General features: G+C 74.7%; 32 protein-coding genes. 18 read left to right on the top strand and 14 right to left on the bottom strand.

Annotation, left to right across the window (positions count from 1 at the left end; translation table 11 throughout):
* Positions 1-82 precede the first annotated feature (82 nt).
* Positions 83-1345 carry an arginine deiminase gene (locus ABT006_RS03865; RefSeq protein ID WP_350702578.1) on the bottom strand — a complete coding sequence of 421 codons (1263 nt, stop codon included), beginning with the start codon at positions 1343-1345 and terminating at the stop codon, positions 83-85.
* A 160-nt stretch (positions 1346-1505) separates the two neighbouring features.
* Between ABT006_RS03865 and ABT006_RS03860 the strand changes: the two genes are divergently transcribed.
* From ABT006_RS03860 to pheA, 5 genes are all read left to right on the top strand, one after another.
* Complete coding sequence (locus ABT006_RS03860; protein ID WP_350702576.1) at positions 1506-2246, top strand: hypothetical protein; 741 nt, start codon at positions 1506-1508, stop codon at positions 2244-2246.
* Positions 2247-2418: 172 nt separating this feature from the next.
* On the top strand, positions 2419-2877 hold the full coding sequence (locus ABT006_RS03855) for a hypothetical protein (protein ID WP_350702574.1): 459 nt from the start codon (positions 2419-2421) through the stop codon (positions 2875-2877).
* 75 nt (positions 2878-2952) lie between these two features.
* Positions 2953-3342, top strand: coding sequence for an ACT domain-containing protein (locus ABT006_RS03850; protein ID WP_350702572.1), 390 nt, complete (start codon positions 2953-2955; stop codon positions 3340-3342).
* 156 nt (positions 3343-3498) lie between these two features.
* Positions 3499-4005 (top strand): hypothetical protein, encoded by a 507-nt coding sequence (locus tag ABT006_RS03845; protein WP_502890846.1) that lies wholly within the window; start codon positions 3499-3501, stop codon positions 4003-4005.
* Positions 4006-4014: 9 nt separating this feature from the next.
* Complete coding sequence (gene pheA, locus ABT006_RS03840) at positions 4015-4971, top strand: prephenate dehydratase (protein WP_350702570.1); 957 nt, start codon at positions 4015-4017, stop codon at positions 4969-4971.
* A gap of 68 nt (positions 4972-5039) precedes the next feature.
* Here the strand turns inward: pheA and ABT006_RS03835 are convergent, their stop codons facing one another.
* From ABT006_RS03835 to ABT006_RS03825, 3 genes are all read right to left on the bottom strand, one after another.
* Positions 5040-5762, bottom strand: coding sequence for an AIM24 family protein (locus tag ABT006_RS03835; protein ID WP_350678421.1), 723 nt, complete (start codon positions 5760-5762; stop codon positions 5040-5042).
* 143 nt (positions 5763-5905) lie between these two features.
* The gene (locus ABT006_RS03830) at positions 5906-6250 is read right to left on the bottom strand and encodes a metallopeptidase family protein (RefSeq protein ID WP_350702725.1); all 345 of its coding nucleotides are present in this window, start codon (positions 6248-6250) and stop codon (positions 5906-5908) included.
* A gap of 112 nt (positions 6251-6362) precedes the next feature.
* A complete protein-coding gene (locus tag ABT006_RS03825) occupies positions 6363-6794 on the bottom strand; it encodes an OsmC family protein (protein WP_350702569.1) in 432 nt (143 codons plus the stop codon).
* A 112-nt stretch (positions 6795-6906) separates the two neighbouring features.
* Here ABT006_RS03825 and ABT006_RS03820 point away from each other — a divergent pair, with 112 nt between their 5' ends.
* Complete coding sequence (locus tag ABT006_RS03820) at positions 6907-7653, top strand: hypothetical protein (protein WP_350702567.1); 747 nt, start codon at positions 6907-6909, stop codon at positions 7651-7653.
* Positions 7654-7786: 133 nt separating this feature from the next.
* Here ABT006_RS03820 and ABT006_RS03815 read toward each other — a convergent pair whose 3' ends face one another.
* Complete coding sequence (locus ABT006_RS03815; protein WP_350702565.1) at positions 7787-8308, bottom strand: GNAT family N-acetyltransferase; 522 nt, start codon at positions 8306-8308, stop codon at positions 7787-7789.
* 194 nt (positions 8309-8502) lie between these two features.
* On the opposite strand from ABT006_RS03815, the gene ABT006_RS03810 reads away from it, so the two are divergent.
* Positions 8503-9324: an HAD family hydrolase gene (locus ABT006_RS03810; RefSeq protein WP_350678411.1), complete on the top strand. Its 822-nt coding sequence runs from the start codon at positions 8503-8505 to the stop codon at positions 9322-9324.
* A complete protein-coding gene (locus ABT006_RS03805) occupies positions 9324-10136 on the top strand; it encodes an HAD family hydrolase (RefSeq protein WP_350702563.1) in 813 nt (270 codons plus the stop codon). Before ABT006_RS03810 ends, ABT006_RS03805 begins: the two co-directional genes overlap by 1 nt.
* A 33-nt stretch (positions 10137-10169) precedes the next feature.
* Here the strand turns inward: ABT006_RS03805 and ABT006_RS03800 are convergent, their stop codons facing one another.
* Positions 10170-10772 (bottom strand): bacterial proteasome activator family protein, encoded by a 603-nt coding sequence (locus ABT006_RS03800; RefSeq protein WP_350702561.1) that lies wholly within the window; start codon positions 10770-10772, stop codon positions 10170-10172.
* Positions 10773-10855: 83 nt separating this feature from the next.
* Here ABT006_RS03800 and ABT006_RS03795 point away from each other — a divergent pair, with 83 nt between their 5' ends.
* A complete protein-coding gene (locus ABT006_RS03795; protein WP_350702559.1) occupies positions 10856-11653 on the top strand; it encodes an alpha/beta hydrolase family protein in 798 nt (265 codons plus the stop codon).
* 79 nt (positions 11654-11732) lie between these two features.
* Complete coding sequence (locus ABT006_RS03790) at positions 11733-12929, top strand: ABC transporter substrate-binding protein (RefSeq protein WP_350702557.1); 1197 nt, start codon at positions 11733-11735, stop codon at positions 12927-12929.
* A 90-nt stretch (positions 12930-13019) separates the two neighbouring features.
* Here the strand turns inward: ABT006_RS03790 and ddaH are convergent, their stop codons facing one another.
* Complete coding sequence (ddaH, locus tag ABT006_RS03785) at positions 13020-13853, bottom strand: dimethylargininase (protein ID WP_350702555.1); 834 nt, start codon at positions 13851-13853, stop codon at positions 13020-13022.
* A gap of 59 nt (positions 13854-13912) precedes the next feature.
* Here ddaH and ABT006_RS03780 point away from each other — a divergent pair, with 59 nt between their 5' ends.
* Both ABT006_RS03780 and ABT006_RS03775 read left to right on the top strand, forming a co-directional pair.
* Positions 13913-14371, top strand: a complete 459-nt coding sequence (locus tag ABT006_RS03780; protein ID WP_350702553.1) for an Lrp/AsnC family transcriptional regulator — start codon at positions 13913-13915, stop codon at positions 14369-14371.
* Between the two features lie 93 nt (positions 14372-14464).
* Positions 14465-16324, top strand: coding sequence for a beta-propeller domain-containing protein (locus ABT006_RS03775; protein WP_350702551.1), 1860 nt, complete (start codon positions 14465-14467; stop codon positions 16322-16324).
* Positions 16325-16400: 76 nt separating this feature from the next.
* Here the strand turns inward: ABT006_RS03775 and ABT006_RS03770 are convergent, their stop codons facing one another.
* The 3 genes from ABT006_RS03770 to mobA form a co-directional block, all read right to left on the bottom strand.
* Positions 16401-17507, bottom strand: coding sequence for a T3SS (YopN, CesT) and YbjN peptide-binding chaperone 1 (locus ABT006_RS03770; RefSeq protein WP_350702550.1), 1107 nt, complete (start codon positions 17505-17507; stop codon positions 16401-16403).
* A gap of 79 nt (positions 17508-17586) precedes the next feature.
* Entirely contained in the window at positions 17587-17853 is a 267-nt protein-coding gene (locus ABT006_RS03765; protein WP_350702548.1) for a DUF6457 domain-containing protein, read from the bottom strand.
* Positions 17850-18503 (bottom strand): molybdenum cofactor guanylyltransferase, encoded by a 654-nt coding sequence (gene mobA, locus ABT006_RS03760; RefSeq protein WP_350702547.1) that lies wholly within the window; start codon positions 18501-18503, stop codon positions 17850-17852. Before mobA ends, ABT006_RS03765 begins: the two co-directional genes overlap by 4 nt.
* Positions 18504-18554: 51 nt before the next feature.
* Here mobA and fdhD point away from each other — a divergent pair, with 51 nt between their 5' ends.
* Positions 18555-19409 carry a formate dehydrogenase accessory sulfurtransferase FdhD gene (fdhD, locus tag ABT006_RS03755; protein ID WP_350702545.1) on the top strand — a complete coding sequence of 285 codons (855 nt, stop codon included), beginning with the start codon at positions 18555-18557 and terminating at the stop codon, positions 19407-19409.
* Here fdhD and ABT006_RS03750 read toward each other — a convergent pair.
* The 3 genes from ABT006_RS03750 to ABT006_RS03740 all read right to left on the bottom strand — a co-directional run bounded on the left by ABT006_RS03750 (position 19399) and on the right by ABT006_RS03740 (position 20808).
* Complete coding sequence (locus ABT006_RS03750) at positions 19399-20109, bottom strand: GAP family protein (RefSeq protein ID WP_350702543.1); 711 nt, start codon at positions 20107-20109, stop codon at positions 19399-19401. The genes fdhD and ABT006_RS03750 overlap by 11 nt on opposite strands.
* Before the next feature lie 170 nt (positions 20110-20279).
* A complete protein-coding gene (locus ABT006_RS03745) occupies positions 20280-20531 on the bottom strand; it encodes a flavin reductase (protein WP_350702541.1) in 252 nt (83 codons plus the stop codon).
* 4 nt (positions 20532-20535) lie between these two features.
* Entirely contained in the window at positions 20536-20808 is a 273-nt protein-coding gene (locus ABT006_RS03740) for a hypothetical protein (protein ID WP_350702540.1), read from the bottom strand.
* Between the two features lie 208 nt (positions 20809-21016).
* Here ABT006_RS03740 and ABT006_RS03735 point away from each other — a divergent pair, with 208 nt between their 5' ends.
* The 3 genes from ABT006_RS03735 to ABT006_RS03725 all read left to right on the top strand — a co-directional run bounded on the left by ABT006_RS03735 (position 21017) and on the right by ABT006_RS03725 (position 23015).
* Complete coding sequence (locus ABT006_RS03735) at positions 21017-21763, top strand: Scr1 family TA system antitoxin-like transcriptional regulator (protein ID WP_350702538.1); 747 nt, start codon at positions 21017-21019, stop codon at positions 21761-21763.
* Positions 21751-21945 carry a DUF397 domain-containing protein gene (locus ABT006_RS03730; RefSeq protein ID WP_350702536.1) on the top strand — a complete coding sequence of 65 codons (195 nt, stop codon included), beginning with the start codon at positions 21751-21753 and terminating at the stop codon, positions 21943-21945. Before ABT006_RS03735 ends, ABT006_RS03730 begins: the two co-directional genes overlap by 13 nt.
* A 194-nt stretch (positions 21946-22139) precedes the next feature.
* Entirely contained in the window at positions 22140-23015 is an 876-nt protein-coding gene (locus tag ABT006_RS03725; RefSeq protein ID WP_350702534.1) for an alpha/beta hydrolase family protein, read from the top strand.
* A 35-nt stretch (positions 23016-23050) separates the two neighbouring features.
* Here ABT006_RS03725 and ABT006_RS03720 read toward each other — a convergent pair whose 3' ends face one another.
* Positions 23051-24091, bottom strand: coding sequence for a DUF4192 domain-containing protein (locus ABT006_RS03720; protein ID WP_350702533.1), 1041 nt, complete (start codon positions 24089-24091; stop codon positions 23051-23053).
* Positions 24092-24241: 150 nt separating this feature from the next.
* Here ABT006_RS03720 and ABT006_RS03715 point away from each other — a divergent pair, with 150 nt between their 5' ends.
* Both ABT006_RS03715 and moaA read left to right on the top strand, forming a co-directional pair.
* Positions 24242-25156, top strand: a complete 915-nt coding sequence (locus ABT006_RS03715) for a fructosamine kinase family protein (RefSeq protein WP_350702531.1) — start codon at positions 24242-24244, stop codon at positions 25154-25156.
* Entirely contained in the window at positions 25153-26166 is a 1014-nt protein-coding gene (gene moaA / locus ABT006_RS03710) for a GTP 3',8-cyclase MoaA (RefSeq protein WP_350702530.1), read from the top strand. Before ABT006_RS03715 ends, moaA begins: the two co-directional genes overlap by 4 nt.
* The last annotated feature ends 1 nt before the right edge of the window (position 26167 follow it).

The following is a 26167-nucleotide window of genomic DNA, read 5'->3' as shown; positions in this document are numbered from 1 at the left end:
GCTTGCCGGCGGCGGCGGGGCGTCCGGCCGCCCGGCTCGTCCTAGGCGTCGGCACGGCCGCCGCCCGCCGACGCCCGAGGGGTCAGGAAGGGCGCCTTCCGCTACCGGAAACGTGCGGAAGGGCCCTTCCTTCACCGCCGAGCGGCTCGCGGACCAGGGGGCAGGACATGCAGCGCGGCCCGCCCCGGCCGGAGCCGAGTTCGGAGCCGGCGATCGGGATGACCTCGATGCCGGCCCGCTCCAGTTGCGCGTTGGTCTCGGTGTTGCGCTCGTAGCCCACGCAGAGCCGGGGCGCGAGGGCGAGGGTGTTGTTGCCGTCGTCCCACTGCTCGCGTTCCGCGGTGACCGGGTCCAGGCCGGTGTCGATCACCCGGAGCTGGGCCAGGTCCATCGCGTCGGCGGCGGCCCGCAGGAACGGCGCCGGACCGTCCACCCGCGGGTCCTCCCCGTCCGCCCCGGCGATCACCGTGTACGCCGACAGGGTGTGGGCGACGTTCGGATACATCAGCACGGCGTCGACGTCCACCATCGTGCAGACGGTGTCCAGGTGCATGGTCGCCCGCTCCTGGGCGATCGGCACGACGAGGATGGTGTGCGCCAGCCCGGCGGCGAAGACCTGCCGGGCGAGGCGTTCCGCGCCGGCCGGGGTGGTCCGCTCGCCCACGCCGACGGCCAGCACCCCGGGCGCGAGCAGCAGCACGTCGCCGCCCTCCAGGTGCTCCAGCTCCGGGTGGTAGACGAACTCGGTGCCGGCGAAGCGCGGGTGGTGCCGGTAGATCGCATCGGTCAGCGTGGTCTCCCGCCGCCGGGCCGGCATCGCCAGGCTGGTCACCCCGACCCGGTCGCCGATCCAGAGCGAGGAGTCCCGGGTGAAGAGCAGGTTGGGCAGCGGGTCGATGACGAAGTCGTGCCGGTCCATCAGGGTGTAGACCAGGCCGCCCGGCCGTTCCGGGCTGACCCGCAGTTCCTCGTGGGCCAGCCCGGCGATGAGCACGTCGGCGAGCGCGGCCGGGTCGAGGTACGCGAGGTGGTCGGCGACCCGGGCGCGCAGCGAGTCGCCGAGCCGGGGCGAGCGCAGCACCTCCTCGGTCAGCTCGGCCCGCGCGTCGGCCACGGCGAGCGTCTCGGCCAGCAGGGTGGCGAGGTAGAGCACCTCGACCCCGCGCTCGCGCAGGGCGGCGGCGAAGGCGTCGTGTTCCTCCTGGGCGCGCCCCACCCAGGGGATGCCGTCGAAGAGCAGCGAGTCGTTGTTGCGTGGGGTGAGCCGGGCGAGTTCCGGGCCGGGCCGGTGCAGCAGCACGGTGCCGAGCCGGCCGACTTCGCTGTCCACGTAGTGGGTCACCATCGCAGCGTAGGGCAGGGTTTGGCGGCATCCGATAAAACAGTGGTGGATGAATATGGCATTCATCCGCACTCACTCCGGCGTTCCAACTTGCCGACACGGGGGACTGGCAACGTAGGGTAGTGAGGTCATAACTTCGAGGGACCTTTTGCCGGAGGTCGCGATGACTGTCTTTCCCGCTCGTCGAGCCGTACCGCCCGCCCGGGCACTGCCGCCCGCGGCGGTGCCACATCCCCGCGTGGAGTCGCCGGGCGTGCTCACGCCGGTCCGACCGTCCCCGTTGGAGTGGGCCCGCCGCCGGCGGGCGGAGCGGGGCGCCCGCCGGCTGGAGGCGGCCGGCGCGCGGGCGCTCGGCCAGCTCGACCACCTCGGGCCCGCCTGGCACGTCATCGAGTGGCCCCGCACGGACGCCGCCGACCTGCTGCTCGACCACGAGCGCGACGAACGCGCCGGCTTCCTCGCCATCGGGCCGAGCGGGCTCTTCGCGGTCACCATCGCCGACCACGGCCGGGCCCGGGTGCTCGTCGCCGGCGACGTGGTGCAGATCAACGGCAAGCGACCTCCCTACGTGGCGGAGGCCCGCCGCGACGCCAAGCGCGCCAGCAAGGCGCTCTCCGACGCGGTGGGGCTGCCGATCCCGGTGACGCCGGTGCTGACATTCGTCGGCTCCGGCGTCATCAGCGTCTACGGCCTGCCGAAGGACTGCCTCATGGCCACCCACCGCGAGCTGGACCGCCTGCTCGTCGCCGGGGGCAGCCGGATCAGCCCGGCCACCGCCGAGAAGCTGTCCCGGGTCGCCCAGCACCCGGGCACCTGGATGAACGGCGCCTACCGGCCGGCCGCCGACTACCGGTGGTACGAGGACGGCCGAACGGCCGCTGACAAGCCGGCCGGCCGGCGGTAACGTCACCGGCGACGCCACGCGGCCCGGGTGCCGGTCGGCACCCGTCGGTCGCGCCGTCGCCGGCCACCCGGGGCGCCCCGTCACCACCGGCGGCCCGGCGACCGCAGCGCGGTCGGCGACATCCGCAGCGACCGGCTAGCGTGGACAGACCGTCGGTGACATAGGAGGCGCGGTGGCCCACGTCGAACTCTCGCTCTCTGAAGTGTTCGTGCCGGCGGCGGGGACATCGACAGAGCTGGGGTCCGACAACTTCGGGCAGTGGTCGTCGACCGTCTCCCACGCCGACGAGCCGTGCCTGCTGATCGACGCCGAGACGAGGGTGATCGCCGTCTCCGCCTCGGGCTGCGAGCTGCTCTGCCTGGGCACCCCGGAGGACGTGATCGGGCTGCCGCTGCTCGACGGCGGGCTCCGGCTGCTCGACTTCACCGCCAACCGGGGCGAGCTGACCGAGCCCGAGATCGACAAGATCCCGCCGCTGCTGGCCCTGTCCTCCGGGCGCCTGGCCCGAGGGCTGCTCCGGGTCCAGGCCGCGTCGGCCGACCGGCCGGACTCGACCGTGGACGCGATCTCCACCCCGGTGCTCACCGACGGTTTGGTCGCCGGTTCCCTCACGTTCTTCTCCGAGGTCTGACCTGCGGCGGGATGTGGTGTTCGCCGCACGCGGCGAATCTGGGGCGGGCGCTCTCCGAGGCCGTAAGGTGCCCTCATGCTCGATATCGCTCTGCTGCCGGGGGAGTACGCCGTGTGCCGGATGGCCGCCGGCTCCGCCCTGCCGCCCGAGCTGACGGGCGGGCTGAGCGGCGGCGACGTCGTCACGGTGAGCTGGACCGCCGACGGGATCTCGCTGATCTGCCCCGCCGACCGGGTGCCGGAGCAGGCCGCCACGGAGACGGCCTGGCGCTGCCTGCGGGTCACCGGGCCGCTCGACCTGGCCGTGAGCGGCACCCTCGCCGCGCTGGTGGACCCGCTCGCCGCCGCCCGGGTCAGCGTGGTCGCCTTCTCGACGTACGACACCGACTACCTGCTGGTTCCCTCGGTACGCCTCGGCGAGGCGACCGCCGCGCTGGAGCGGGCCGGCCACCGGGTCCTCGCCTGACCTTCACCCGGCCGCCGGTTCCTCCTAGGATGGGCTCGGCCTCCCGGCCGCAGCGACGCTCCCCGATGTCCCGAGGATCGGCCCGTGCCGCCCACCCCCTCGCGCCCCGCCGCCCCCGACCACCCGACCGGCCACCCCGCCCGGCGCGGCCGGCTCCTGGCCGCCGTGCTGCTGGCCGCGGTGCCGCTGGCCGGCTGCGGCACGCCGCCCGAGCTGCGGAACACCGCCCCCACCGCCGCCCCGACCCGCGCCGCCCCGAGCCCGGCCGGCACCCCCACCTTCGCACCGACCACGCCCCCCGCCACCGGCCTGCCCGGGGCGGCCACCCCGACCGCCGACTCCGGCCTGGTCGCGGTGCCGTGCACCGACGGCCCCTCCGGGAAGCGGGTCGTCGACCTGGTGCGCGGCCGGGGCGGGGTGCTGCCGGGCGGCGCCCGGGTGCGGGTGCGGACCGGCCCGCTCTGCGCCGGCGGGTGGCACTACACGGTGCTCGACGTGACCGGGCACGAAAACCTCCAGGTGGTCACCGAGGGCCGGGCGAGCGCTCCGCGGCTGGTCACCGCCGGGACCGACGTCTGCACGGTCGAGGTCCGGGCCGCCGGGCCGCCCGGCATCCGAACCCTGGTCTGCGACGGCGGGTCGGGCGGCGTACCGGGTGCGTAGGCTGTCGCCATGCCGGGAACACCGCCGACGCGCTTCGTCTACCTCGGACCCGAGGGCACCTTCGCCGAGCAGGCGCTGAACACCATCCCCGCCGCCGAACGGGGCAGCCGCGCACCGGCTCGCAGCGTGCCGGAGGCGCTGGACGGCGTACGGGCCGGGGAGGCGGACGCCGCCCTGGTGCCGCTGGAGAACTCGATCGGCGGCGCGGTCGGGGTGACCCTGGACGAGCTGGCCGAGGGGGAACCTCTGGTGATCACCCGTGAGGTGATCCTGCCGGTCGAGTTCGTGGTCGCCGCCCGGCCCGGCACGGCGCTCGCGGACGTCCGCAGCGTCGCCGCCCATCCGCAGGCGTCCACCCAGTGCCGGGGCTGGCTGCGCGCCCACCTGCCGGACGCGGTCGTGGTCGACGTGCTCTCCAACGGCGCGGCCGCGGCCGGCGCCGCCGCCGGCGAGTACGACGCGGCGATCTGCGCCCCGATCGGGGCCACCCGGCACCGGCTCGACGTGCTCGCCGACAAGATCGCCGACCATCCGGACGCGGTGACCCGCTTCGCGCTGGTGTCCCGCCCCGGCCCGCCCCCGCCGCCCACCGGCGACGACGTGACCTCACTGGCGGTCTACATCGCCCACGACCGGGTGGGCGCGCTGCTGGCGGTGCTGATGGAGCTGGCGGTCCGGGGCATCAACATGACCCGGATCGAGTCCCGCCCGACCGGCGAGGCGCTCGGCCGGTACGTCTTCTTCCTCGACTGCAGCGGGCACGTGGCGGACGTCCGGCTCGGCGAGGCGTTGCAGGGGCTGCGCCGGGTCTGCGCCGACGTACGCTTCCTGGGCTCGTACCCCCGGCACCGCTGGACCGCGGCGGCGGGCGACCGGCCGGTCCCCGCGCCGCCCGGCCTCTCGGACGCCGACTACGCCGACGCCGCCGCCTGGCTGGCCCGCCTGCGCGCCGGCGACCTCACCTGACGACACCGCCCCCGATCACGGCGGACCCGGCGGGGCCGGGCGAGACGCGGGCGGGGGCGGTACGCGGGTCAGCTCAGCAGGCCGCCGAGCAGGCCGCCCTGCTGCTCCTGGGCGCCGCTGCCCATGATCGGCGGTTCCTCGGAGGGCTGCACGACGACGAAGCCCTGGCCGGCGAAGCTCATCGTGAACGCCTCGCCGGTGCGCCGGCCGAGCAGCGTGCCGAGGCCGAGCTGCTCCGCCCGGTGGTAGCCGGTCTGGAGGTTGGCCGACCAGCAGACCGCCGCCTGCGGGTCGACGTAGGTGGGAGCGTCGACGTTGAGCACGACCGGCGTGCCCTTGGTGGTGATGGCGATCCGGCCGTGGCCGGTGAAGACGCAGTTGAACAGGCCCGACGAGGAGGCCATGCCGGCCCCGCCGACCATCCGGATGTCGTACTGGAGCGTGGAGTCGAACGCCAGCACGCTGGAGCCGTTGATGGAGAGCGCGTCGCCCGGCTCCAGGTCGATGACGTGCACGTCCTTGGCGAAGTCGGCGAGGAAGACGTCACCCCGGCCGGTGACCTTCATCAGCGGGACGCCCTCGCCGGTCAGCTTCTGCTTGAGGAACTTGCCGAGCCCCCCGGAGCCGAGCGCCTGGAACTGCACCTGCCCCTGGTAGGCGACCATCGACCCGACGCGGGCCATCGCCTCGCCGTTGAGTTCGATCTTCAACATCTTGGAGTTCTGCAGCCGCATGCCGGGCTGCGCGGACTCCTTCTCCAGGTTCTCCGCGGAGAAGAGCTCGCTGCGCATGGAAGTGCCTCCTGATTTCGCGATGCCTGGACCGACGGTAGGCGTACGCCGCAACCGTCGTCACCGGCCGACCGGCCCGGCCCACCCGCCGGTCGGCGCGGCCCCCGGCCCACCCGCCGGTGGCGGCACCGGTCGCGCGCCCGCTAGCCCCAGCCCAGCTCGTGCAGGCGCTCGTCGTCGATGCCGAAGTGGTGGGCGATCTCGTGCACCACCGTCACCGCGACCTCGTCCACCACGTCCTCGTCGTCGTCGCAGAGGCGCAGGATCGGGTTGCGGTAGATGAGGATGCGGTCCGGCAGCACGCCGGAGTAGTCCCAGCCCCGCTCGGTGAGGGCGTGGCCCTCGTAGAGGCCGAGCAGGTCCTCGCCGGGGGGCGGATCGTCCTCCACCAGGATCACGACGTTGCTCATCAGGGCGAGCAGCTCCTCGGGCACCTCGTCGAGCGCGTCGCCGACCAGCTCCTCGAAGCGCTCGCGGCTCATCTCCACCGGCACGCGCCCATTCTGCCCGACGGCGTGGCCCGCGCGGCCCGGCCAAGATCGGCGCGCCTCCACGGGAAGGGTGGCTCCCCGTGGAGGCGTACGCCGACGGCGGAGGCGCTCAGGAGGCGAGGCGGGCGGTCAGGGTGATCTGCGCGCCCGGGGAGAGCAGCCGGGAGATCGGGCAGTTCTCCTTGGCGGTCTCGGCGAGCTTGGTGAACTGCGCCTCGTCGATGCCCGGCACGTCGCCGACCGTGTCGAGCTCGATCCGGGTGACGGTGAACCCGGCGTCGGTCTTGTCCAGGTGGACCTTGGCGGTGGTCTCCACCGAGGAGGGCGGCGAGCCGGCCTCGGCGAGGGCCTTGGAGAACGCCATGGAGAAGCAGCCGGCGTGCGCGGCGCCGACCAGCTCCTCCGGGTTGGTGCCCTCACCCTCCTCGAAACGCGACTTGAAGGAGTAGTTCCCCTCCAGCCCGCCCTTGCCGGTGCGGACCGTGCCGGACCCCTCGGTGAGGTTGCCCTGCCAACGTGCGGAAGCGGTACGGATAGGCATGCCCCCGACGCTATCGGAAAGGGCACCCACCGGCGACCGTTCACGCTCCGCGTCCTCGGGTGCGTACTGTGTCATGATTCGGCTCAGGCCCGCGAACGCGGAAGGGTGGCCGATGTCCCAGGATCTCCCCATTCCCCGCCAGGACCACCGGTCCGACGGCACCGCCGTCGTGGAGTGGGGCGGGGCGGAGGCGGCCCCGCCGGGCCGGCTCGGGCGTACGCTCTCCGGCCTGGGCCGGGACCGCCGGCTGCCGCCGCTGCTGGCGGCGCTGGGCGCGGTGGCCGCCGTCGCCTCGCTGCTCGGCGAGTGGCAGGTGATGACGATCCCCAACGCCGGCCCGCAGGGCAACACGCCGGTGCGGGTGCCGGGCGGGGTGTCCGACATCGGCGGCTTCGGGGTCGGCTACCTGGTCGGGATGCTGGCGCTGGTCTGCGCGGTGGCGCTCGCGCTGCGCGGCACCGCTGCGGTGCGGCGCAACGTCCGGCTCGCCGGCCTGACCCTGGCCGGGGCGCTGCTGGCGCTGCTGGCCGCGACCGCCGCCTCGCTGGACGAGGCGGGCCAGCGCGTCTTCTTCTACTCGACGGACGACGGGTTCCGGGTCGAGTACGGCCGGGGCCTGGTGGCGGCGTTCGTCGCGTGCGCGCTCTTCGCGGCGGCGCTGAAGCTGGCCCCGGTCGGGGCGGCCACGCCGGGCGAGGAGGCCGCCGACGAGGCAGCGGGCGCCGACGAGGGGGAGCCGGTCGACCGGCGCCGCCGGAGTCTCAGGGCCCGCGACCTGGAGGACGACGCGCTGCCCCCACCGGCCGACCTCACGGTCGGGCCGGCCATCCCCTTCGCCCGCCCCGAGCCCCGGGACTGACCCGGCCGTCCGCCGCGCCCTCGCCGGGCCCGACCCGCTCCCGTCGCCGGCCGCCACGGAACCGGTCGGACCGGGCCGTGCCGGTCCCACCCGGTCCGCGGCCGCACCCGGCCCGCTCCGGCACCCGGCCCGCTCAGGGGGCGGCCCAGCGCACCTCGCCGTCGACCAGTTCGTCGGTGGCGCGCAGGCCGAGCCGCTCGGCCACCCGGGCGGAGGCCCGGTGGTCGGGGTGCACGTGCGCGACGAGTGCCGCGATGCCCTGCTCCGCCAGCCAGCCGACCATGCCGGCCGCGGCCTCGCCGGCGTAGCCGCGGCCCTGCTGCGGTGCCACGACCACCCAGGCCAGCTCGGCGACCGGCCGGTCGCCGTCGAGCCGCACGGTGGCCTGCACGGTCCCGACCGCGTCGCCGGTGTCCCGGTGCCGCACGACCCAGTTGAGCCAGCCCTCCCCGCCGTCCGGGGACCGCCCGACCGCCTGCCGGCGGTAGCGCTCCCGTAGCTGCTCGGGGGCCGCCGGGCTGCCGCCCGTGTACTCGTGCAGGGCCGGGTCGTCGAGGAGCGGGGCGAGTTCCTCGGCGTGGTCGACACGGAGGGGCTCCAGCAGCAGCCGCTCCGTGCCGATGATCTCCGCCACCGGCCAGTCCCGCTCTCCCATCCGCCCACCGTACGGCCGCCCCGCCGGGCCTGGACGGGGACACCGACGGGCCGTCGTCCGTTGGCACCGACTTCGCCCAAAGGCAATGGTCGGTACCTGCCGCGCGAGGTACGGTTGCTGCCCGCCGTCACTCAGGGTCGAGGCACCGACGACCGAAACGGCTGGTTGCGGCGGCGGCGGGCAAAGGAGGAACGATGACCCGCCCGGGCCTGCCCAAGCTGATCGCCACCGATCTCGACGGGACGCTCGTCCGCAGCGACGAGACCGTCTCCGCGTACACCCACGGGGTGCTGGACCGGGTGCGCGCCGCCGGGATCCCGGTGGTCGGCGCGACCGGCCGCGGTCCCCGACTGGCCGAGCTCACCCGCAACGACATCCGCGCCGCCGACTTCCTGGTGATGGCGGGCGGCGGTCGCGTGGTCGACCAGAGCGACCCGGCCGGGCCGGTGGTGCTGCGCGACGAGCGCCTCCCCGCCGAGGTGCTGGCCACGCTGCTCGCCGACCTGGAGGTGGCGGTCGGGCCGCTGACGGTGATGGTCGAGGCGTCGGACGAGCACGACGCGCCGCTCTGGGGCGACTACCACCCGAGCTGGCCCTACCAGGACGCGTTCGAGGCGCGCAGCCGCGCCGAGTGCCTCTCCTGCGACGTGATCAAGGCGTTCGTCCGGACCGCCGACCACCACGTCGACGAGTTGCTCGCCGTCGCCCGGGAGGTCGTCCCGCCGGAGGTCGCCACGCTCACCCAGGCGGGGCTGGGCTTCGTGGAGATCTGCCCGCCGGGGGTGGACAAGTCCACCGGGCTGGCCGTCGTGGCGCAGCGGCTCGGCGTCGACCCGGCCGAGGTGCTGGTCTTCGGCGACATGCCCAACGACCTGCCGATGTTCGCGTGGGCCGGCTGGGCCCGGGTGGCGGTCTCCAACGCCCACCCGACGGTCCGCGCCGCCGCCGACGAGGTGACGCTGCGGAACGACGACGACGGGGTGGCGGTGTACCTCGATCGGCTACTGTCCCGCTGATGGGAGAAGCACCTCGGCTGATCGCCACCGACATCGACGGCACCCTGCTACGGGACGACCGCACGCTCAGCCCGCACACCGCCGACGTGCTGGCGCGGATCGCCGCGCGGGGCACGCCGGTCGTGCTGGTCACCGGCCGTCCGATCCGCTGGCTGAAGCTCGTGTACGACCAGCTCGCCGAGCCGCTGCCGGCGATCTGCGCCAACGGCGCGGTGGTCTACGACCCGGCCGCCGACGAGGTGCTCCGGGCCGACCCGCTCGCGCCGGAACTGCTCGCCGAGGTGGCCCGGCGGCTGCGCGCCGAGGTGCCCGACATCAGCTTCGCGGTGGAGATCGTCGACAGCCGGCAGATGCGGCACGAGGCGCACTACCCGCTGCGCTGGGACGCCGACCACGAGGCGATCCGGGCGGTCGAGACCCCGGAGGAGCTGCTGTCGGCGCCGGCGGTGAAGCTGCTGGCCCGGGCCGCCGACCAGGACCCGGACGCCTTCGTCGCGCTGGTCGCCGGGGCGCTGGAGGGGCTGGCCGAGGCGACCCACTCGTCGTACTCGGGGCTGGTGGAGATCTCCGCCGCGGGTGTGACCAAGGCGGCCGGGCTGGCGTGGTACTGCGCCCGGCTCGGGATCGACGCCCGGGACGTGCTCGCCTTCGGCGACATGCCCAACGACGTGCCGATGCTGACCTGGGCCGGGCGGGGGGTGGCGGTGGCGAACGCGCACCGCGCCGTCCTGGCGGTCGCCGACGAGGTGACCTCGGCGAACTCGGCGGACGGCGTGGCGGCGTACCTGGAGAAGGTCTTCGGGGTGGGCTGACGGCCGGCCGGGGAGCCCGGCCGGCCGTCACGCTCAGAGGTACTGGCCGGTGCCGTGCCCCTCGCCGCCCTGCGGCTGGCCCATGCCCGGCATGCCCGGCATCACGCCGCCGGGGCCGCTGGGCAGCGCCTGCCGGCCCGAACGCATCTGTTCGAGCTGGACCCGGGCGGCCATCTGCTGGGCGACCAGGGCCGCCTGGATGCCGTGGAAGAGGCCCTCCAGCCAGCCGACGAGCTGGGCGTGCGCGATGCGCAGCTCGCTCTCGCTGGGCGCCTTGTCCTCGGTGAAGGGCAGGGAGATCCGCTCCAGCTCGTCCCGCAGCTCGGGGGCGAGCCCCTCCTTGAGCTCGACGATCGACCGCTCGTGGATCTCCCGCATCCGGTGCCGGCTGGCGTCGTCGAGCGGGGCGGCCTTGACCTCCTCCAGCAGCTGCTTGATCATGCTGCCGATCCGCATCACCTTGGCCGGCTGCTCGACCAGTCGGGTGGGGTCCTCGCCGGCGGCCTCGTCGGTCTGCACGGTGCCGACCGGCCGCCCGTCCGGGCCGACCACCACCACCGTTCCGGAGTGACCGGTGCCGTCCTGGCCCGGCTCGTCGTTCTGTCCAGCGGAGTGCGTTTCGGTCATGGGATCCATCTTTACCCAGCCCCACGGCACACCGCGCCCGGGGACCGATCCCCGACGCCGGATCGGCGGGTGATCCGCGCTACGGTCGCGCCATGCCCGCCGACCCGCGCGCCGTGCTCAGCCGCCCCGCCCCGGCCCCGGACGCCACCGTCTCCTACGGCGACCACCCGGACCATGTCGCCGACCTGCGCCGACCCGCCGGGTCCGGTCCGGCCCGGCCGCTGGTCGTGGTGGTGCACGGCGGCTTCTGGTGGGCCGAGTACGACCGGCGGCACACCGACCCGCTGGCCGCCGCGCTGGCCGCGCTCGGCCACCCGGTGGCCCAGGTGGAGTACCGCAGGACGGGGCAGCCGGGCGGCGGCTGGCCCGGGACGCTGACCGACGTGCTGACCGGCGTGACGGAGCTGCCCCGGCTGGCGGCCGAGGCGCTGCCCGGGCGGGTCGCCGCCGGGCCGCCGGTCCTGGTGGGGCACTCCGCCGGCGGGCACCTGGCGTTGTACGTGGCGGCGACCGCCCCGGCCGCCGTCGGGGGCGTACTGGCCCTGGCCCCGGTGTCGGACCTCGCCGAGGCGTACCGGCTGGATCTGGACTCCGGGGCGGTGGCCGCGCTGCTGGGCGGCGGCCCGGCCGACCTCCCCGACCGGTACGCCGCCGCCGATCCACGGTCACTGGTGCCCATTCCGACACGGACAGTAGTCGTGCACGGCGCGCTGGACGAGCAGGTGCCGGTGGCGATGAGCCGCGAGTTCGTCGCGGCCGACCGGGCGGCAGGTGGCGGCATCCACCTCGTTGAGCTGCCAGAATGCGAACATTTCGGGCTCATCGATCCGGAGTCGACGGCATGGCCGGAGGTCACGGCTGCTCTTCGATCTCTACTGGAAGATCGCTAAGGATTGACGCAGCGTCGCTGACCCGGTAGAACGCCGAAGGGGCGCGATCCGCCCTGCAACGCTCCCTGGAAGGAACCCGGTGTCGCAGATGAACCGCAGGCGGGCACTCCAACTGCTGGCCGCGCTCGGCACGGCGGGTCTCGCCGCCGGCTGTGGCACCGATGCCGCCGAGGGCGAAGCGGCCGGCGACGGAAGCCCGATCAAGATCGGCCTCATCGCGCCCACCAGTGGAGGCCTCAAGGCGATCGGCGACGAGATCACCAACGGCTTCCAGCTCTTCCTCGACCTCAACGGAAACGGCCTGGGCGGCCACCCGGTCACCCTGCTCACCGCCGACGAGGGCGACAGCGTGAAGACCGGCAAGGCCGCCGTCGAGGGGCTGCTGAAGCAGGGCGTGCTCGCCCTCACCGGCGTGGTCGACTCGAACGTCATGTTCGGCATCCGGGACACCGTCGAGCAGGCCCGGGTGCCGCTGATCGGCTCCAACGCCTCGCCGACCAGCCTGCAGAGCGTCGTCTACATCTGGCGGACGTCGTACGTGCTGGACGAGGCGGGCCGGGCGCTGGGGCGCTACCTGCGGGAGCAGTTGGGATCCTCGGCGCGGCTCGCGATCATCGCACCCGAGAACGCCGGCAGCCAGGACGTGGTGCGGGGCTTCAAGCAGGAGTTCGGCGAGTCCGACCCGCGCATCAAGGACCCGGTGACCTGGACGGGCGTCTTCACCAACCCGTCGAAGTCCGCGTACCGGGCCGACATCCGCACGGCGCTGAGCCGCAAGCCCGACGCCGTGTTCTGCTTCTACGCCGGGCCGGCGGCGGTCGAGTTCATCAAGCAGCTCCGCATCGAGGGATTCACCGGCAAGATCTACGCCCCGGGCTTCCTCACCGAGGGCACCGTGCTGGAGGCCGTCAAGGCCGAGGACGCGACGGGCATCCAGACCGCCCTCAACTACTCGGCCGACCTGAACAACAACGCCAACCGGCGGTTCGCCTCCGCGTACCGCAAGAAGCACGGCACCTCGCCCACCACCTACGCCATGGCCTCGTACGACGCGGCACAGGTGCTCGACCAGGCCATCCGGATCGCCGGCGCGACGCCCAACCCGCAGCAGGTCAACCTGGCGCTCGGCAAGATCGGCCAGATCGACAGCCCGCGCGGGGTGTGGCAGTTCAACCAGCCGCGCACGCCGCAGCAGAAGTGGTACCTGCGCGAGGTGCAGCTCGACGGCCAGGTGCTGTCGAACGTGCTGGTCACGGAGCTGGCCACGCTCGGCTGACGGGCCCCGTAGGACGCGCGAAGGGGCCGGCCTCCCCGCCCGTGAGGCCGGCCCCTTGTCGTACGCCTCGCTCAGCTCGCGCGGCTCGGCTCAGTGGCGCAGCTCGGCGATGCAGCACTTCACGCTGCCGCCGCCCTTCTTCAGCTCGGCCAGTTCGACGGGGACCGGGTGGTAGCCGGCCGCCTTCAGCTTCCCGGCCAGCCGGGTCGCCGCGCTGTTGAGCACCACGTTGAGCCCGTCGCTGACCAGGTTCAGGCCGAAGGCCAGCGCGTCCTCGTCGTCCGCGACCACCGCGTCGGGGAAGAGCTGGGCGAGCACCTTCTGGCTGGCCGCCGAGAAGGCGCCCGGGTAGTAGACGATGTTCTCGTCGTCGATCGACGCCAGCGCCACGTCCAGGTGGTAGAACCGCGGGTCGACCAGGCGCAGCGACACCACCGGGCGGCCGAGCGCCTCCTGCGCCTCGGCGTGGGCCGGCAGCTCGGTACGGAAGCCGTGCCCGGCGAGGACCAGCCCGCCGTGCGCCTCGGGCAGGTACGCGAAGTCGCCCTCGCCCTCGTTCGTCTCGCTCGGCGCGATGAACCGCCAGCCCTGCGACTCGTAGAACGCCCGGTGCGCGGCGGCCTCGGCGGCCCGCTGCTCGTGCTTGAACTGCGCGCCGTAGACGGTGCCGTCGACCACGAACGCGCCGTTGGCCGCGAAGACCATGTCGGGCAGGCCCCGCTCGGGCGTGAGCAGGTGCACCTCGTGGCCGAGGCCGACCAGGGTCTCCCGCAGCCGGTCCCACTGCTTGACCGCCAGCTCCGGGTCGACCGGGGTGCTGACGTCCATCCACGGGTTGATCGCGTACTCGACCGTGAAGTGCTCGGGCGAGCACATGAGATATGTCCGCTTTCGCGGGACTCGCTGCTGGTTCACGGTGACCAAGGGTAGGTACCGTTGAACTTTGGTAACAGCCACAACCATTGCTTCCCAGAGGCGGAACGTTGCAGATAGATGCCGTAGACCAGCGGATCATTGCGTTGCTCGTCGCCGACGCCCGCGCCTCGTACGCGGACATCGGACAACGGGTGTCACTCTCCGCCCCGGCGGTCAAGAGACGGGTGGACCGGCTGCGGGCCGCCGGGGTGATCCGGGGCTTCACGGCGGTCGTCGACCCGGCCGCCGTCGGCTGGACCACCGAGGCCTTCGTCGAGCTGTTCTGCGCGGGCCGGACCACCCCGGCCCAGATCGGGGTCGCCACCCGCCGGCACCCGGAGGTGGTCGGCGCGTACACGGTCTCCGGCGAGGCCGACGCGCTCGTCCACCTGCGGGCCGCCGACATCGCGCACCTGGAGGCGGCACTGGAGCGGCTGCGGGCCGAGCCCTTCGTGACCTCCACCCGCAGCACCATCGTGCTCTCCCGACTGGTCGAGTCACCCGGCGTCGGGCCCTCCGGCGGCTGACCCGACGGCCAGGACCGGGCGGCGCGGCGGGAAACGGCGCGAAAGGGCTGGGCGGGTCGGAACCACGCGCCGCGCGGCCGCGTCGAACCGGCCATGAGACGGGGAGCACACATCCTGGCGGCCGGCACGCTGGCCGCCCTCACTCTGCTCGGCGGGAGCGCGATTCCGCCGCCGCTGCCCGGCGACCCGCCGCCGCGGCGCCTGCCGGCCGCGCCGGTGCTGGTCTCCTTCGACTCCTGCGCCGACGCGCTGGCCGGGCTGCGGGCCGCCGCCCGCGCGTCCGTCGGCCCGTGGGGCTTCGGCGGCGGCTGGCGCACGGGGACCGTGCTCAGCGCCATCCCGGACACCGCGCGGGCGAAGACGGCAGCCGCCCCCGAGCACTCCACCACCAACAACCACGAGGCCGGCGCGGACGAGCCCGACCTGGTCAAGACCGACGGCCGGCGGATCGTCACGGTCAGCCGGGGGCTGCTGCGGGTGGTGGACCCGGCCGCCCGGCGGGAGACCGGGCGGGTCGACCTCACCGGGGCGCTGCCGGAGCTGGGATGGGGGCAGCAGAGCCTGCTGCTGCACGGCGACCGGGCACTGGTGCTGGCCCAGGTGGGCGCCGGCGGGGCCAGGGAGTTCGCCGGGTCGCGGATCGCCGGCGTACCGCGGCTGATCCTGGTCGACCTCGCGGGCCCGCCGCGGGTGCTCGGCACCTACCGCATGGACGGGAGCCTGGTCGACGCCCGGCAGACCGGGTCCACCGCGCGGGTCGTCGTCCGCACCCGGCCCCGGCTGGAGTTCCCGCACGCGAAGCGCGGCACCGACGCGACGCGGACGGCGGCGAACCGGGCGGTCATCGACCGGGCCGGGGTGGAGGCGTGGCTGCCGGCGTACGAGTGGACGGCCGGCACGCAGCGGCACACCGGCCGGGTCGGCTGCGACCGGCTGAGCCGCCCGCCCACCTGGTCCGGCACGTCGATGTTGACGGTACTGAGCTTCGACCTGGCCGCCGACCGGCTCGGCGACGGCGACCCGGTCAGCGTCGCCGCCGACGCCACCACGGTCTACGGCACCGGCCCGAACCTCTACCTCGCGGGCGAGCGCCCGTTCCCGGGCCGGCCCGGCGGGCCGCGCCGGGACCGGCCGGCGGGCGCGCAGGTCACCGAGATCTACCAGTTCGACACGGGCGCGCCGGGGCGTCCCCGCTACCTCGCCGCCGGCACCGTGCCGGGGTCGCTCGTCAACCAGTACGCCCTCTCTGAGTGGCAGGGGCATCTGCGGGTCGCCACCACCACCGGCCATCCCTGGGGCGCCCGCCCGACCTCCGAGTCCGGCGTGCACGTGCTGCGCCGGGACGGCGACGCGCTGACCCGGGTCGGCGCGGTCACCGGCCTCGGCCCGGGCGAGCGGATCTGGTCCGTGCGCTTCCTCGGCGGTTCCGCGTACGTGGTCACGTTCCGGCGGACCGACCCGCTCTACGCGGTCGACCTGACCGACCCGACCACGCCCCGGGTCACCGGCGAGCTGAAGATCACCGGGTACTCGGCGTACCTGCACCCGCTGCCGGACGGGCGGCTGCTCGGCGTGGGCCAGGAGGCCGACCGACGGGGGCGGACGCAGGGGCTCCAGGTCTCCCTGTTCGACGTCCGCGACCCGGCCCGGCCGGCCCGGCTCGACCAGTGGCACGTGCCCGGGCAGTACTCCGCGCTGGAGTACGACTCGCACGCCTTCCTGCACCGCCCGGAGACCGGCCTGGTCGCCCTCCCGGTCGGCGACGACGTGCGCCTGCTGCGGGTCTCCGGGAGCGACATCGGCGAGGTCGGCACGGTGTCCCACCCCGGCGGGGCGGGCGCGGTGACCCGGTCGTTGCTGGTGGGTGACGTGCTCTGGACCGTCTCCGACGCCGGCCTGCGCGCCACCGATCCGACCACCGCCCGGAGCCTCGACTGGCTCCCTGTGACCTGATTCTCCCTCCCCGGCGGGTGGGGCCCGGTTTCTCGGGGTTTCCGGGCCCCACCCGTCTCAGCCGAGGATGCTCCGGTCAGAGGTACATGCCGGTGCGGTGCTCACCCTGGTCGCGCCTGACCGCCTTGTCGCCCTCGCCGAAGAAGCGCTTGCCGCCGAACTCGCCGTGCAGCCGGTCGTCCAGCTCGTCCGCGAGCCCCGTCATCACCTGCACGGCGAGCATCAGGTGGGTGGCCTGGAAGTTGCGGCCGAAGACCGGGATGGACGCCCACACGGTGTCGTCGGCGCAGTAGAGCCGGCCGATGGGCATCCGGTTGGTCAGCTCGGAGAGCTTCACGTAGAGCCGCTCGGTGGGCTCGACCTCGGTGAGCACCGGGGAGAAGACGTCCACCAGCGGCGGGTTGTCGCGGACCCGGACGAAGACCATCGCCGAGCCGGCGCGGATGTTGATGTCGCCGTCGGAGTCGACCTGCAACCGGTCCGAGTCCGACTTGAGCATGGTCGAGACGACAGTGCGGACCCGCTCGGCGAGCGCGGCCACGTCGCCCTCCGGGGCCTGGGCGGCGGTCGCCGCGGCGAGCGCCTCGTCCAGGTCGGCCTCCACGTCGCGGTCCGGGCCGAACTCGCTGCGCGCGGTGCCCAGCGGCTCCACCGGCAGCGGCTCCCCCTCGGCGTCGTGGATCAGGTAGACGAGGAAGGCGGGGTGCGGGGCGCCGTAGACGTCGCGCAGCGTCCGGGTGATCAGGGCCGCCAGCCGGGTGGCGTCGGCGGTGCTGCCGTCCAGCCCGAAGTGCTCGCCGGAGCCCGCCACCACGCCGGGCGGCGACCAGCCGAGGGCGATCATGTCCGCCACCGCGGCCCGGTCCAGCCGGTAGCCCTGCGGCAGGGTGGCGTTGCCGACCGCGCGGGCCGCCAGCCGGCCCTCCTCGCCGACCTCGACGCTGACGGAATAGACCGCGTCGCCGGTGCCGGAGGCGGTGGGGTCGAGCGTCAACTCGACGTGCGTGCCCGTCGGCAGCGCCGCCAGCCGCTCGGCCAACGCCCGCGCGAACTCCCGCCACGCCTGGGTCACCTTCGCCCGCAGGTCGGCCGTGGTGGGCTCGTCGAGCAGGATCGGCTCGTGGTGTGCCGGCAGGGTGCCGGGCGTGTCACCGTTCGGCACCGAGGGGTGGTCTGCCGTCATGATCGCCTCCGTCCGTCCAGGTCACCCTACCCACGGATCCTGGGGGACGAATCAGCCCGACAGCGATCGGACAACGACCTCAGGCGGGGCCCTCGCCGGCGCGTTCGGCGCCCAGTTCGACCGGCCACGAGGCGGCCAGCGCGCTGAGCCGGGCCGCGGCGCCCGCCGGGTCCGCGCCCCGGCCGACCGCCAGCCCGAGGAGGTACGCGGTGACGGGCGCGCCCGGCCGCAGCACCTGGTGCGCCACGTCCTTGGCCAGGTCGAGCACGGCCGGCACCGGCACCTGGGCGGGGTCGAGACCCAGCTCGGCACAGGCCGCGGTCACCCAGTCGTCCATCACCGTCATCGCACCCACTCCTCCGCCCGGCGTACGTCCTCGTCAGTGTCGCAGTCGAACCAGGGCGGCGGGCCGGCACCGGTCCACGGCACCTCGCGGACCCGCAGCCCGGCCAGCAGGGCCCGGATCGGCGCCCCGACCAGCGGCGCGGCACCGCCCCGCCCGCCACGGGTGGCCGGCTCGGGGGCGGTGGCCGGCTCGGGGGCGGCCCGCTCGGCGGCGAGGCGGTCCAGGGCGGCGCGCAGCGGGGCCACCCGCCACACCCCGCAGAGCGTCTGCCGCCGCCCGTCCTGGTCGACGTAGCAGGCGCCGTCGTGATCTGCGTCGAGCCGGTCGAGCAGCCCGCCGACGGCGGCACGGGTGAGCAGGGGCAGGTCGGCGGCGAGCAGGGCGACCACCGGCGTACCGGGGTCGAGCAGGGCCAGCCCGGCTGCCGCGGCGGCGACGGGGCCCCCGCCCGGCGGCTCCTCCCGGGTCACCCGCACCCCGGCGGTCACCGGCCCGGGCGGGCCGACCACGATGCGCGGGGCGGCGTCGGCGACGGCGGCCAGCACCCTGTCCCGCATGGTCCGGTCGCCGACCACCCGGGCGGGCTTGTCCACGCCGCCCATCCGGCGGGCAGCCCCGCCGGCCAGCACCACCGCCGCGTACGCGTCCACCCCGCCACGGTAGCCGCGCGGCGACGCGGGGCGGGGGTGCAGGATGGCGGGATGGGACGGGCGACTGACCGACGCGGCGTGCTCCGCATCGACCTCGACGCGGCGGACACCGGCCGCACCTCGCTACGCCGGCAGGACGCGCTCGCCGTGGAGGAGCCGCTGGAGATCCGGGTCGGTGCGGCGGGCCCCGGCCGGCGACGGCCGCTCGCGGTGACGATGCGTACGCCCGGCGAGGATCTGGACCTGGCGATCGGCTTCCTGCTCACCGAGGGGCTGATCCGTGCCGCCGACGACGTGCACACCGCGCAGCTCTGCGCCGGCGCGGAGACGCCCAACACGTACAACGTGGTGGACGTGGTGCTCGCGCCGGGCGTGCCCGAGCCCGCCACCGACCCGGCCCGGAACTTCTACACCACCAGCTCCTGCGGGGTGTGCGGCAAGGCGAGCATCGACGCCGTGCGTACCCGATCCGTCTTCGCGGTGGGTGACGACCCGCTGACCGTGCCGGCGGCGGTCCTGGCCGAGCTGCCGGACCGGCTGCGGGCGGCGCAGCGCGGGTTCGACCGCACCGGCGGGCTGCACGCGGCGGCGCTGTTCACGGCGGACGGCGAGCTGGTCGTGCTGCGCGAGGACGTCGGCCGGCACAACGCGGTCGACAAGGTGATCGGTTGGGCGGTCCGCGAACGGCGGCTGCCGCTGGCCGGGCACGTGCTGCTGGTCTCCGGGCGGGCGAGCTTCGAGCTGACCCAGAAGGCGTGGATGGCCGGCGTGCCGCTGCTCGCGGCGGTCTCCGCGCCGAGCAGCCTGGCGGCGGACCTGGCCGAGGAGGCGGGGCTGACCCTGGTGGGCTTCCTGCGCGACCGGACCATGAACGTCTACGCCCACCCCCGCCGGGTCACCGCCTGATCCACGTGCCGAGCAGCTCCAACCGGGCGGCGGCGTCCCGGGCCAGCAGGAAGCCGGCGATGCCGAGGACCCAGCCCAGCACGCTGCCGGAGGTCCGCACGATCCAGGCGTTGAGGCGGGCCAGCAGCGGCTCGACCAGCCTCGGCCAGGCCACCCGGGACGCCAGCAGCAGCACCGCCGGCAGCACCATCACCAGGCAGTAGGCGGCGAGCAGCCCCACCACGGCCCCCGCGCCGAGCCCCGAGGTGGTCAGCAGGCCGACCGCGCCGAGGTACGGCAGCATCGTCGCCACCTCGGCGAGCGCCGCGAGCAGCGCCAGGCCGACCAGCCAGCGCGGCGAGGAGTCGCCGGCCGTGGCCCGGTCCCGCCAGCGCAGCACCCCGCCGCTGCGCCGGGGCCGCTTGCCGTCGTAGCGGAAGCTGAGCGCGAACAGGCCGATCCCGAGGGCGAGCTGCGCCCAGAGCACGGGCCGGTTGTCCAGCGCGCCACCGAGCGCGTCGGCCAGCCGGCTGCCGCCCCAGACCAGCAGCAGCCCGACCGCGAAGTAGAAGGTGGCGATCGTGCCGAGGTAGGTCAGGATCCGCCGCACGCTGACCTTGCCGGGGGCGAGCAGCAGCCACACCGGGATGAAGAGCGTGCCGATGCTGGTGCTGTCGACCAGGGCCAGGCCGGCGAGCGAGAGCAGCAGTCCGACGCTCATGCCGGACGGTCGAGGGGTAGCGGCATGTGATCGATTCTCGGGCGGCCCGGGGCCGGTCGAGTCGCCCCGCGGGACGAACGTCCGCTACATCCTTCGACGGATGCCCGTGTCGGGGGTGGGTGGTGGAACGCTGTCGAGCTGCCCCGTCCATGAGACCACCCGCGTGCCGGCTAACCACGGGCCCGCGCCCACCCGGTGAAGCGCTCGGTCAGGTCGCCCGGTGCCGGGGCGCGCTCCGACGCCGCGAGCTGTTCGCCCGCCTCCGCCTGGAGGGTCGCCAGGTGAACCAGCAGGGCCGCCCGGTCCGTCCGGTACTCGGCGAGCAGCCGCAACTTCGCGGCGGAACACGGCCAGGCGATCCCACAGGCCGCGCAGCGCCAGGTGGGCCGGGTGGGCAGGTGCTCGGGGCGCCGCCGACTCACGCCGTCACCTGCACGCGGGAGATCGGGCGGCGGGCCGGGGCAGCGGCCGGCGGCGTCGTACGCCAACGCACCCCTCGCACCGCACGTACAGCGAGCGCCGGTCCACGGCATCGCCGCGCGCGTTCAGCTCGTAGACGTCGATCCAGCACCATCCGTGGTACGTGTGCCAGTCGGTCAGGACGCGGATCACACGCACGGTGACCGGGCGGACGAACTGCGGGCTCGCGGATCGGGTCAGGCACAGGACGTCCCCGGCGGTGATCTCTCGCGGGCTCACCGTCTTTCCCTTCGTCCGTCGGCTGGAGGAGGGGGCCGCCACGGATGCTCGCCCCGGCGGCGGCCCCCTCGCCGGCACGACCGGCGGGCTTCGGATGCCTCCACCGGCTCGCGCCGTCTACGAAGCACCTTGCCCAGGGTTGCCAGACAGTGACACCGCGTAGCAGTCCGTACCGGAATCATTCGGGACGTTCGAGTGAGGGATCGGGATGAACCGGGCGGTACAGGTAGCGATGGCGAAGGCCGGTGAGACTGCCGAGAGCCTTGCAGCTCAAGTCGGCGTTGACCCGAAGACGGCGGCGCGGTGGGTGAGCCAGGGACGAATTCCGCAGACCCGTCACCGTGCCCGGGTCGCCGAAATCCTGAACAAAGACATAGAGGAGCTGTGGCCGGACGCACTGAAGCGCCGCGAACCGGCCTGGTTCCAGCCGTGGACGGAGATTGAGCGCGAAGCGGCTGGACTGCGGTGTTACGAGTCGACCGTTGTCCCTGGACTACTTCAGACCGAGGCATATGCCCGCGCGGTGCTCGCTAGTGGCCCCCTGATAGCTGACGCAGACGGCTACGTCGAGACACGGCTACGGCGGCAGGCTGCGGTGTTTGAGCGGCCCCGCCCGCCCCTGGCGGTCTTCGTGATCGATGAGGCAGCGTTGCGCCGAGGTGCGCCAGCAGTCATGGTGCCGCAGCTCGACCACCTGGCGGCGATGGCCGAACGGCCTAACGTCATGGTGCATGTCCTTCCGCTGGACGCGGGCCTCCACCCAGGCCAGGCAGGACCGTTCGTGATTGCCACGACGAAGGACGGCGAGGATGTCGGCTACCTGGATGATCAGGCCGCTGGACGCATCACCAATGACGTTGCTCCGCTGTGGGCCGTGTGGGATACCGTGAGATCGGTCGCGCTCCCGCGAAACCAATCCATCGACTTCCTAGAGGCAAGATCATGGCTGACCTGACCGGCGCGCGGTGGCGCAAGGCCACCCGCAGCAGCTCGAACGGCGGCAACTGCGTCGAGGTCGCCGACAACCTTCCCGGCGTCGTCGCCGTACGCGACTCCAAGGACCCTGCCGGCCCGGCTCTTACCTTCGGGCCAGCGGCGTGGCGCGCATTCGTCGCTCGGGTCGCCGAACGGGCCTGACCGCCCCCGGCACGCAACGTCTCCGCACGGCGGGAACCGAGACCGTCGTCGCCGGGACGAAACGGTGTGCCGGCGGGCCGCACGACGTCCTGCCGGCATGCTGCCGCTCCGGGGCCCGCCGCCGTCCACCCCGCCCGGAACAGCGGGCACGACGGGCGAGACGGACGCGGCCGGTCCGTGGTTGACTGCCCGGCATGGAGCTGGGCGTCGGCGAGCAGCACCTTCCGGCCATCCTGGACCTTCCGGTCGGGCCGGCCCGGGGAGCCCTCGCCGTGCTGCACGGCTCCCACGCCGGCACGCGGTCCCACTTTCTCTACGAGCACCTGGCCCGGCTGCTGCCGCCGGCCGGCATCGCGGTGCTGCGCTACGACCGGCGCCCCCGGGTCGACGGTCACGACGTGCCGCTGACCGCCCAGGCCGACGACGCGGCGGCAGCCCTCGACGTGCTGCGCCGGCAGGTCGGCGACGTCCCCGTCGGGCTGTGGGGATTCAGCCAGGGGGCTTGGGCAGCCGCGTTGACCGCCAGCCGGCACCGGGTCGACTTCCTCGTGCTCGTCGGGTGCAGCGGCGTCAGCCCCGCCCGGCAGATGCAGTACGCCACCGCCGAGCAGCTTCGCCGCCACGGGTACGGCGACACCGACCTCGCCCACCTGAGCCGGCTGCGTCGGGTCGCAGAGACGTACCTGCGCGGCGAGCTGCCCCGCTCGGTCGCCCAGGCGGAGCTGGACGCGGCCGTCGAGCGGCCCTGGTTTCCGCTGGTGTTCCTGCCGCGTGAAGTGCCGGAGCCGGGTGCCTGGGCCGACATGGACTTCGACCCGGAGCCGGTCTTCGCGAAGCTGTCCTGCCCGGTGCTGCTCTGCTACGGCGAGACCGACGCCTGGACGCCGATCGAGGAGAGTCTGGCGGTGTGGCGCCGGGCCGCCCAGGCCGCCGAGCTGACTGTCGCCCGGCTGACCGGCTGCGACCACGCGCCCACCGTGGACGAGGCTGACGACGTGGCCGGAGTCAGCCCGCAGTACGAGCAGGTCCTGCTCTCCTGGCTGGACCGGCGGCTTCCCGCCGGGGGATGACCCGGGCCGGCATGCGTCGACCCGGCACCGGCGGATCAGCGGGGGCCCCGACGGGTGCGCCTTCGGCGTAGCACGCCGGGCACTGCGACCGCCGGCCAGCCGTCCAACGCGGACGGCGGCACGCCCCGGCGGAGCAGGTCGTCGAGGAGCAGCGCCAGCGAGTGGTCGGGGTGCTCGGCCAGTGCCCGCTCCAGGGCCACCGCCGCCAGTGCCCCCTGCCCCGCCCGCCAGGCCGCGAACGCCAGCAGCGCGGCCGGCGCGGCGATCAGCTCCGGCTCGGCCCGGCGCAGCACGTCGGTCCAGAGCGCGATGTCCTCGTCCCGCCCGTCCGTGCGCTCCCACGCGTGGTCCCGGACGGTGACGTGGGTCAACAGCAGGCTCAGCCAGGCCACCTCGTCGTCGCCGAGCCGCTGCCCCCGCCGGTGCCGGCGCAACGCGCCGCGTACCGCCGCCACCCCGGCGGCCCGGACGGCCCGCCCGTCGCGCAGCTCCGCCGGGGGCGTCTTGTCGAGCAGGGCCGCCAGGCGCCGCTGGGCGCGGACGGCGGCCCGGCGCATCGCCACCCGGCCCGGGCCGTCGACCGGCACGACCTGCGCGACGAGGGCGGCCCGGTCGGGCAGGGCGACCTGGCCGGCGAAGACGGCCGCCGCGCTGACCTCGCTGGCCCCGGCGTCGAAGCGGGTGCCCTCCGGCGGGCAGCACTCCGGCTCCGCGCAGACGTACGACCAGTAGCGGCCCTCGGTGACGCGGAGGGCGTCGAGCACGGGCAGCCCGACCACGGCCAGCGCGGCGCGTACGGCGTCGACGGCCGGCGTGACCCGGGCGGCCGGGCCGTAACCCAGGACCGTGGCGGTCTCGACGCCCTGCCGGGCGATGACGTCGGCGAGGTGCCGGGCGGGATCTTGCGGGTCTGCCAGGTCGGGCAGGTCGGCGCGGGCGGCGAAGGTGATCCGGCGGCCCCGCATGGCGACCACGACCACGCTGTCGGCCGGGTGGAAGCCGAGCAGGTACGGCACGGCGGCGATGAGGTCGGCGGGGGAACGGACGGCGAGCCGGGGGCGGTCGGTCGAGGTCATGCCCGCAGCCTGCGGCGCGGGCGCACCGGCTGGCTGACCCTGTGGACGACACACGGGTTATCCACAGACACGGAGAGTATCGCCGCAGCTCACCGGGGAACCTGCGGCGCGGACGACGCGCGGTGGGGGTGAAGCGGCTACGTTGCCGTCATGGATCTGGCGTACCTGCGGGCGCACCCGGAGCACCTGCCGACCTTCCTGACCCACCAGCGGATCCGGGAGACGCCCGTCTCCGGCGGCGACATCTGCGCCGCCTCCCGGCTGACCCTGGACGACGGCCACTCCGTCTTCGCCAAGACCTGGCCGGAGGGGTCCGGCCGGTCGCTGCCGGAGGGCTTCTTCGCCGCCGAGGCGGCCGGCCTGCGCTGGCTGCGCGAGGCGGGCGCGGTCGGGGTGCCGGAGGTGGTCGTGGCGCTGCCGGAACTGCTGGCACTCGACTGGGTCGAGCCCGGCGAGCCGACGCCCGAGGCGGCCGAACGGTTCGGCCGGGGGCTGGCGGGGCTGCACCGGGCCGGCGCGCCGGCCTTCGGGGCCGAGTGGGCCGGGTTCATCGGGGCCCTCCCGCAGGACAACACGCCGGACGACGGCCCGTGGTCGCGCTGGTTCGCCGAGCGCCGGCTGGTCCCCTACCTGCGCCGCTCGGTGGACGGCGGCGCGCTGACCGGCGCGGACGCCGGGCTGGTCGAGGAGGTCGTCGACCGGATCGGCGAGTTCGGCGGGGACGAGCCGCCGGCCCGCGTCCACGGCGACCTCTGGCCGGGCAACGTGCTCTGGGGGGCCGACGACCGGGCATGGCTGGTGGACCCGGCGGCGCACGGCGGGCACCGGGAGACGGACCTGGCGCAGTTGGCGCTCTTCGGCGGCGCGCCCCACCTGGACCGGATCCTCGCCGCGTACGCGGAGGCGTGGCCGCCGGCCGACGGGTGGCGGGAGCGGGTGCCGCTGCACCAGCTCCACCTGATGCTGGTGCACACCGCCCTGTTCGGCGGGGCGTACCGCGATGCGGTCGTCCGCACCGCCCGGTCGGCGCTGGCCGGGCTGGTGCGCGCTACCGTCGACGGGTGAACGCCGCCCCGCCGACCGACGGCGTCCTCGTCGACCGGTACGGCCGCGTCGCCCGGGACCTGCGCGTGTCGCTGACCGACAAGTGCAACCTGCGCTGCACCTACTGCATGCCGGCCGACGGGCTGCCCTGGCTGGCGGGCCCGCAACTGCTCGACGACGACGAGATCGTCCGGCTGGTCGGGGTCGCGGTGCGGCGGCTCGGGGTGACCGAGGTGCGGTTCACCGGCGGGGAGCCGCTGATCCGGCCCGGACTGGTCGGCATCGTGGCCGCCGTGGCGGCGCTGGAGCCGCGTCCCCGGATCTCCCTGACCACCAACGGCATCGGCCTGGACCGGCGTGCCCCCGCGCTGCGCGCCGCCGGGCTGGACCGGGTGAACGTGTCGCTGGACACCCTGGACCCGGAACGGTTCGCCCGGCTCACCCGGCGCCCGCGCCTCCCCGACGTGCTGGCCGGGCTCGCCGGAGCCACCGCCGCCGGGCTCGCCCCGGTCAAGATCAACACGGTGCTGATGCGCGGCGTCAACGACGACGAGGCGCCCGCGCTGCTCCGCTTCGCCCTGGCCCACGGCTACGAGCTGCGGTTCATCGAGCAGATGCCGCTGGACGCCCAGCACGGCTGGGACCGCGCCACCATGGTCACCGCCGACGAGATCCTCGCCTCGCTACGCCGGGAGTTCGCCCTGGCCCCCGACCCCACGGAACGCGGCGCGGCGCCGGCCGAGACCTGGCTGGTCGACGGCGGCCCCGCGCGGGTCGGCGTGATCGCCAGCGTCACCCGGCCGTTCTGCGGCGACTGCGACCGCACCCGGCTCACCGCCGACGGGCAGGTCCGCACCTGCCTCTTCGCCACGGAGGAGGCCGACCTGCGCGGCGCGCTGCGGGCCGGGGCGGACGACGACGAGCTGGCCCGGCGCTGGCGCACGGCGATGTGGGGCAAGCGGGCCGGGCACGACATCGACGACCCGGCCTTCCTCCAGCCGGCCCGGCCGATGTCCGCGATCGGGGGTTGAG

Origin of the sequence: Micromonospora sp. NPDC002717 (genome assembly GCF_040295705.1) — a bacterium.
Classification (GTDB): Bacteria; Actinomycetota; Actinomycetes; order Mycobacteriales; family Micromonosporaceae; genus Micromonospora.
This window is presented reverse-complemented; position numbering and strand designations above follow the sequence as displayed.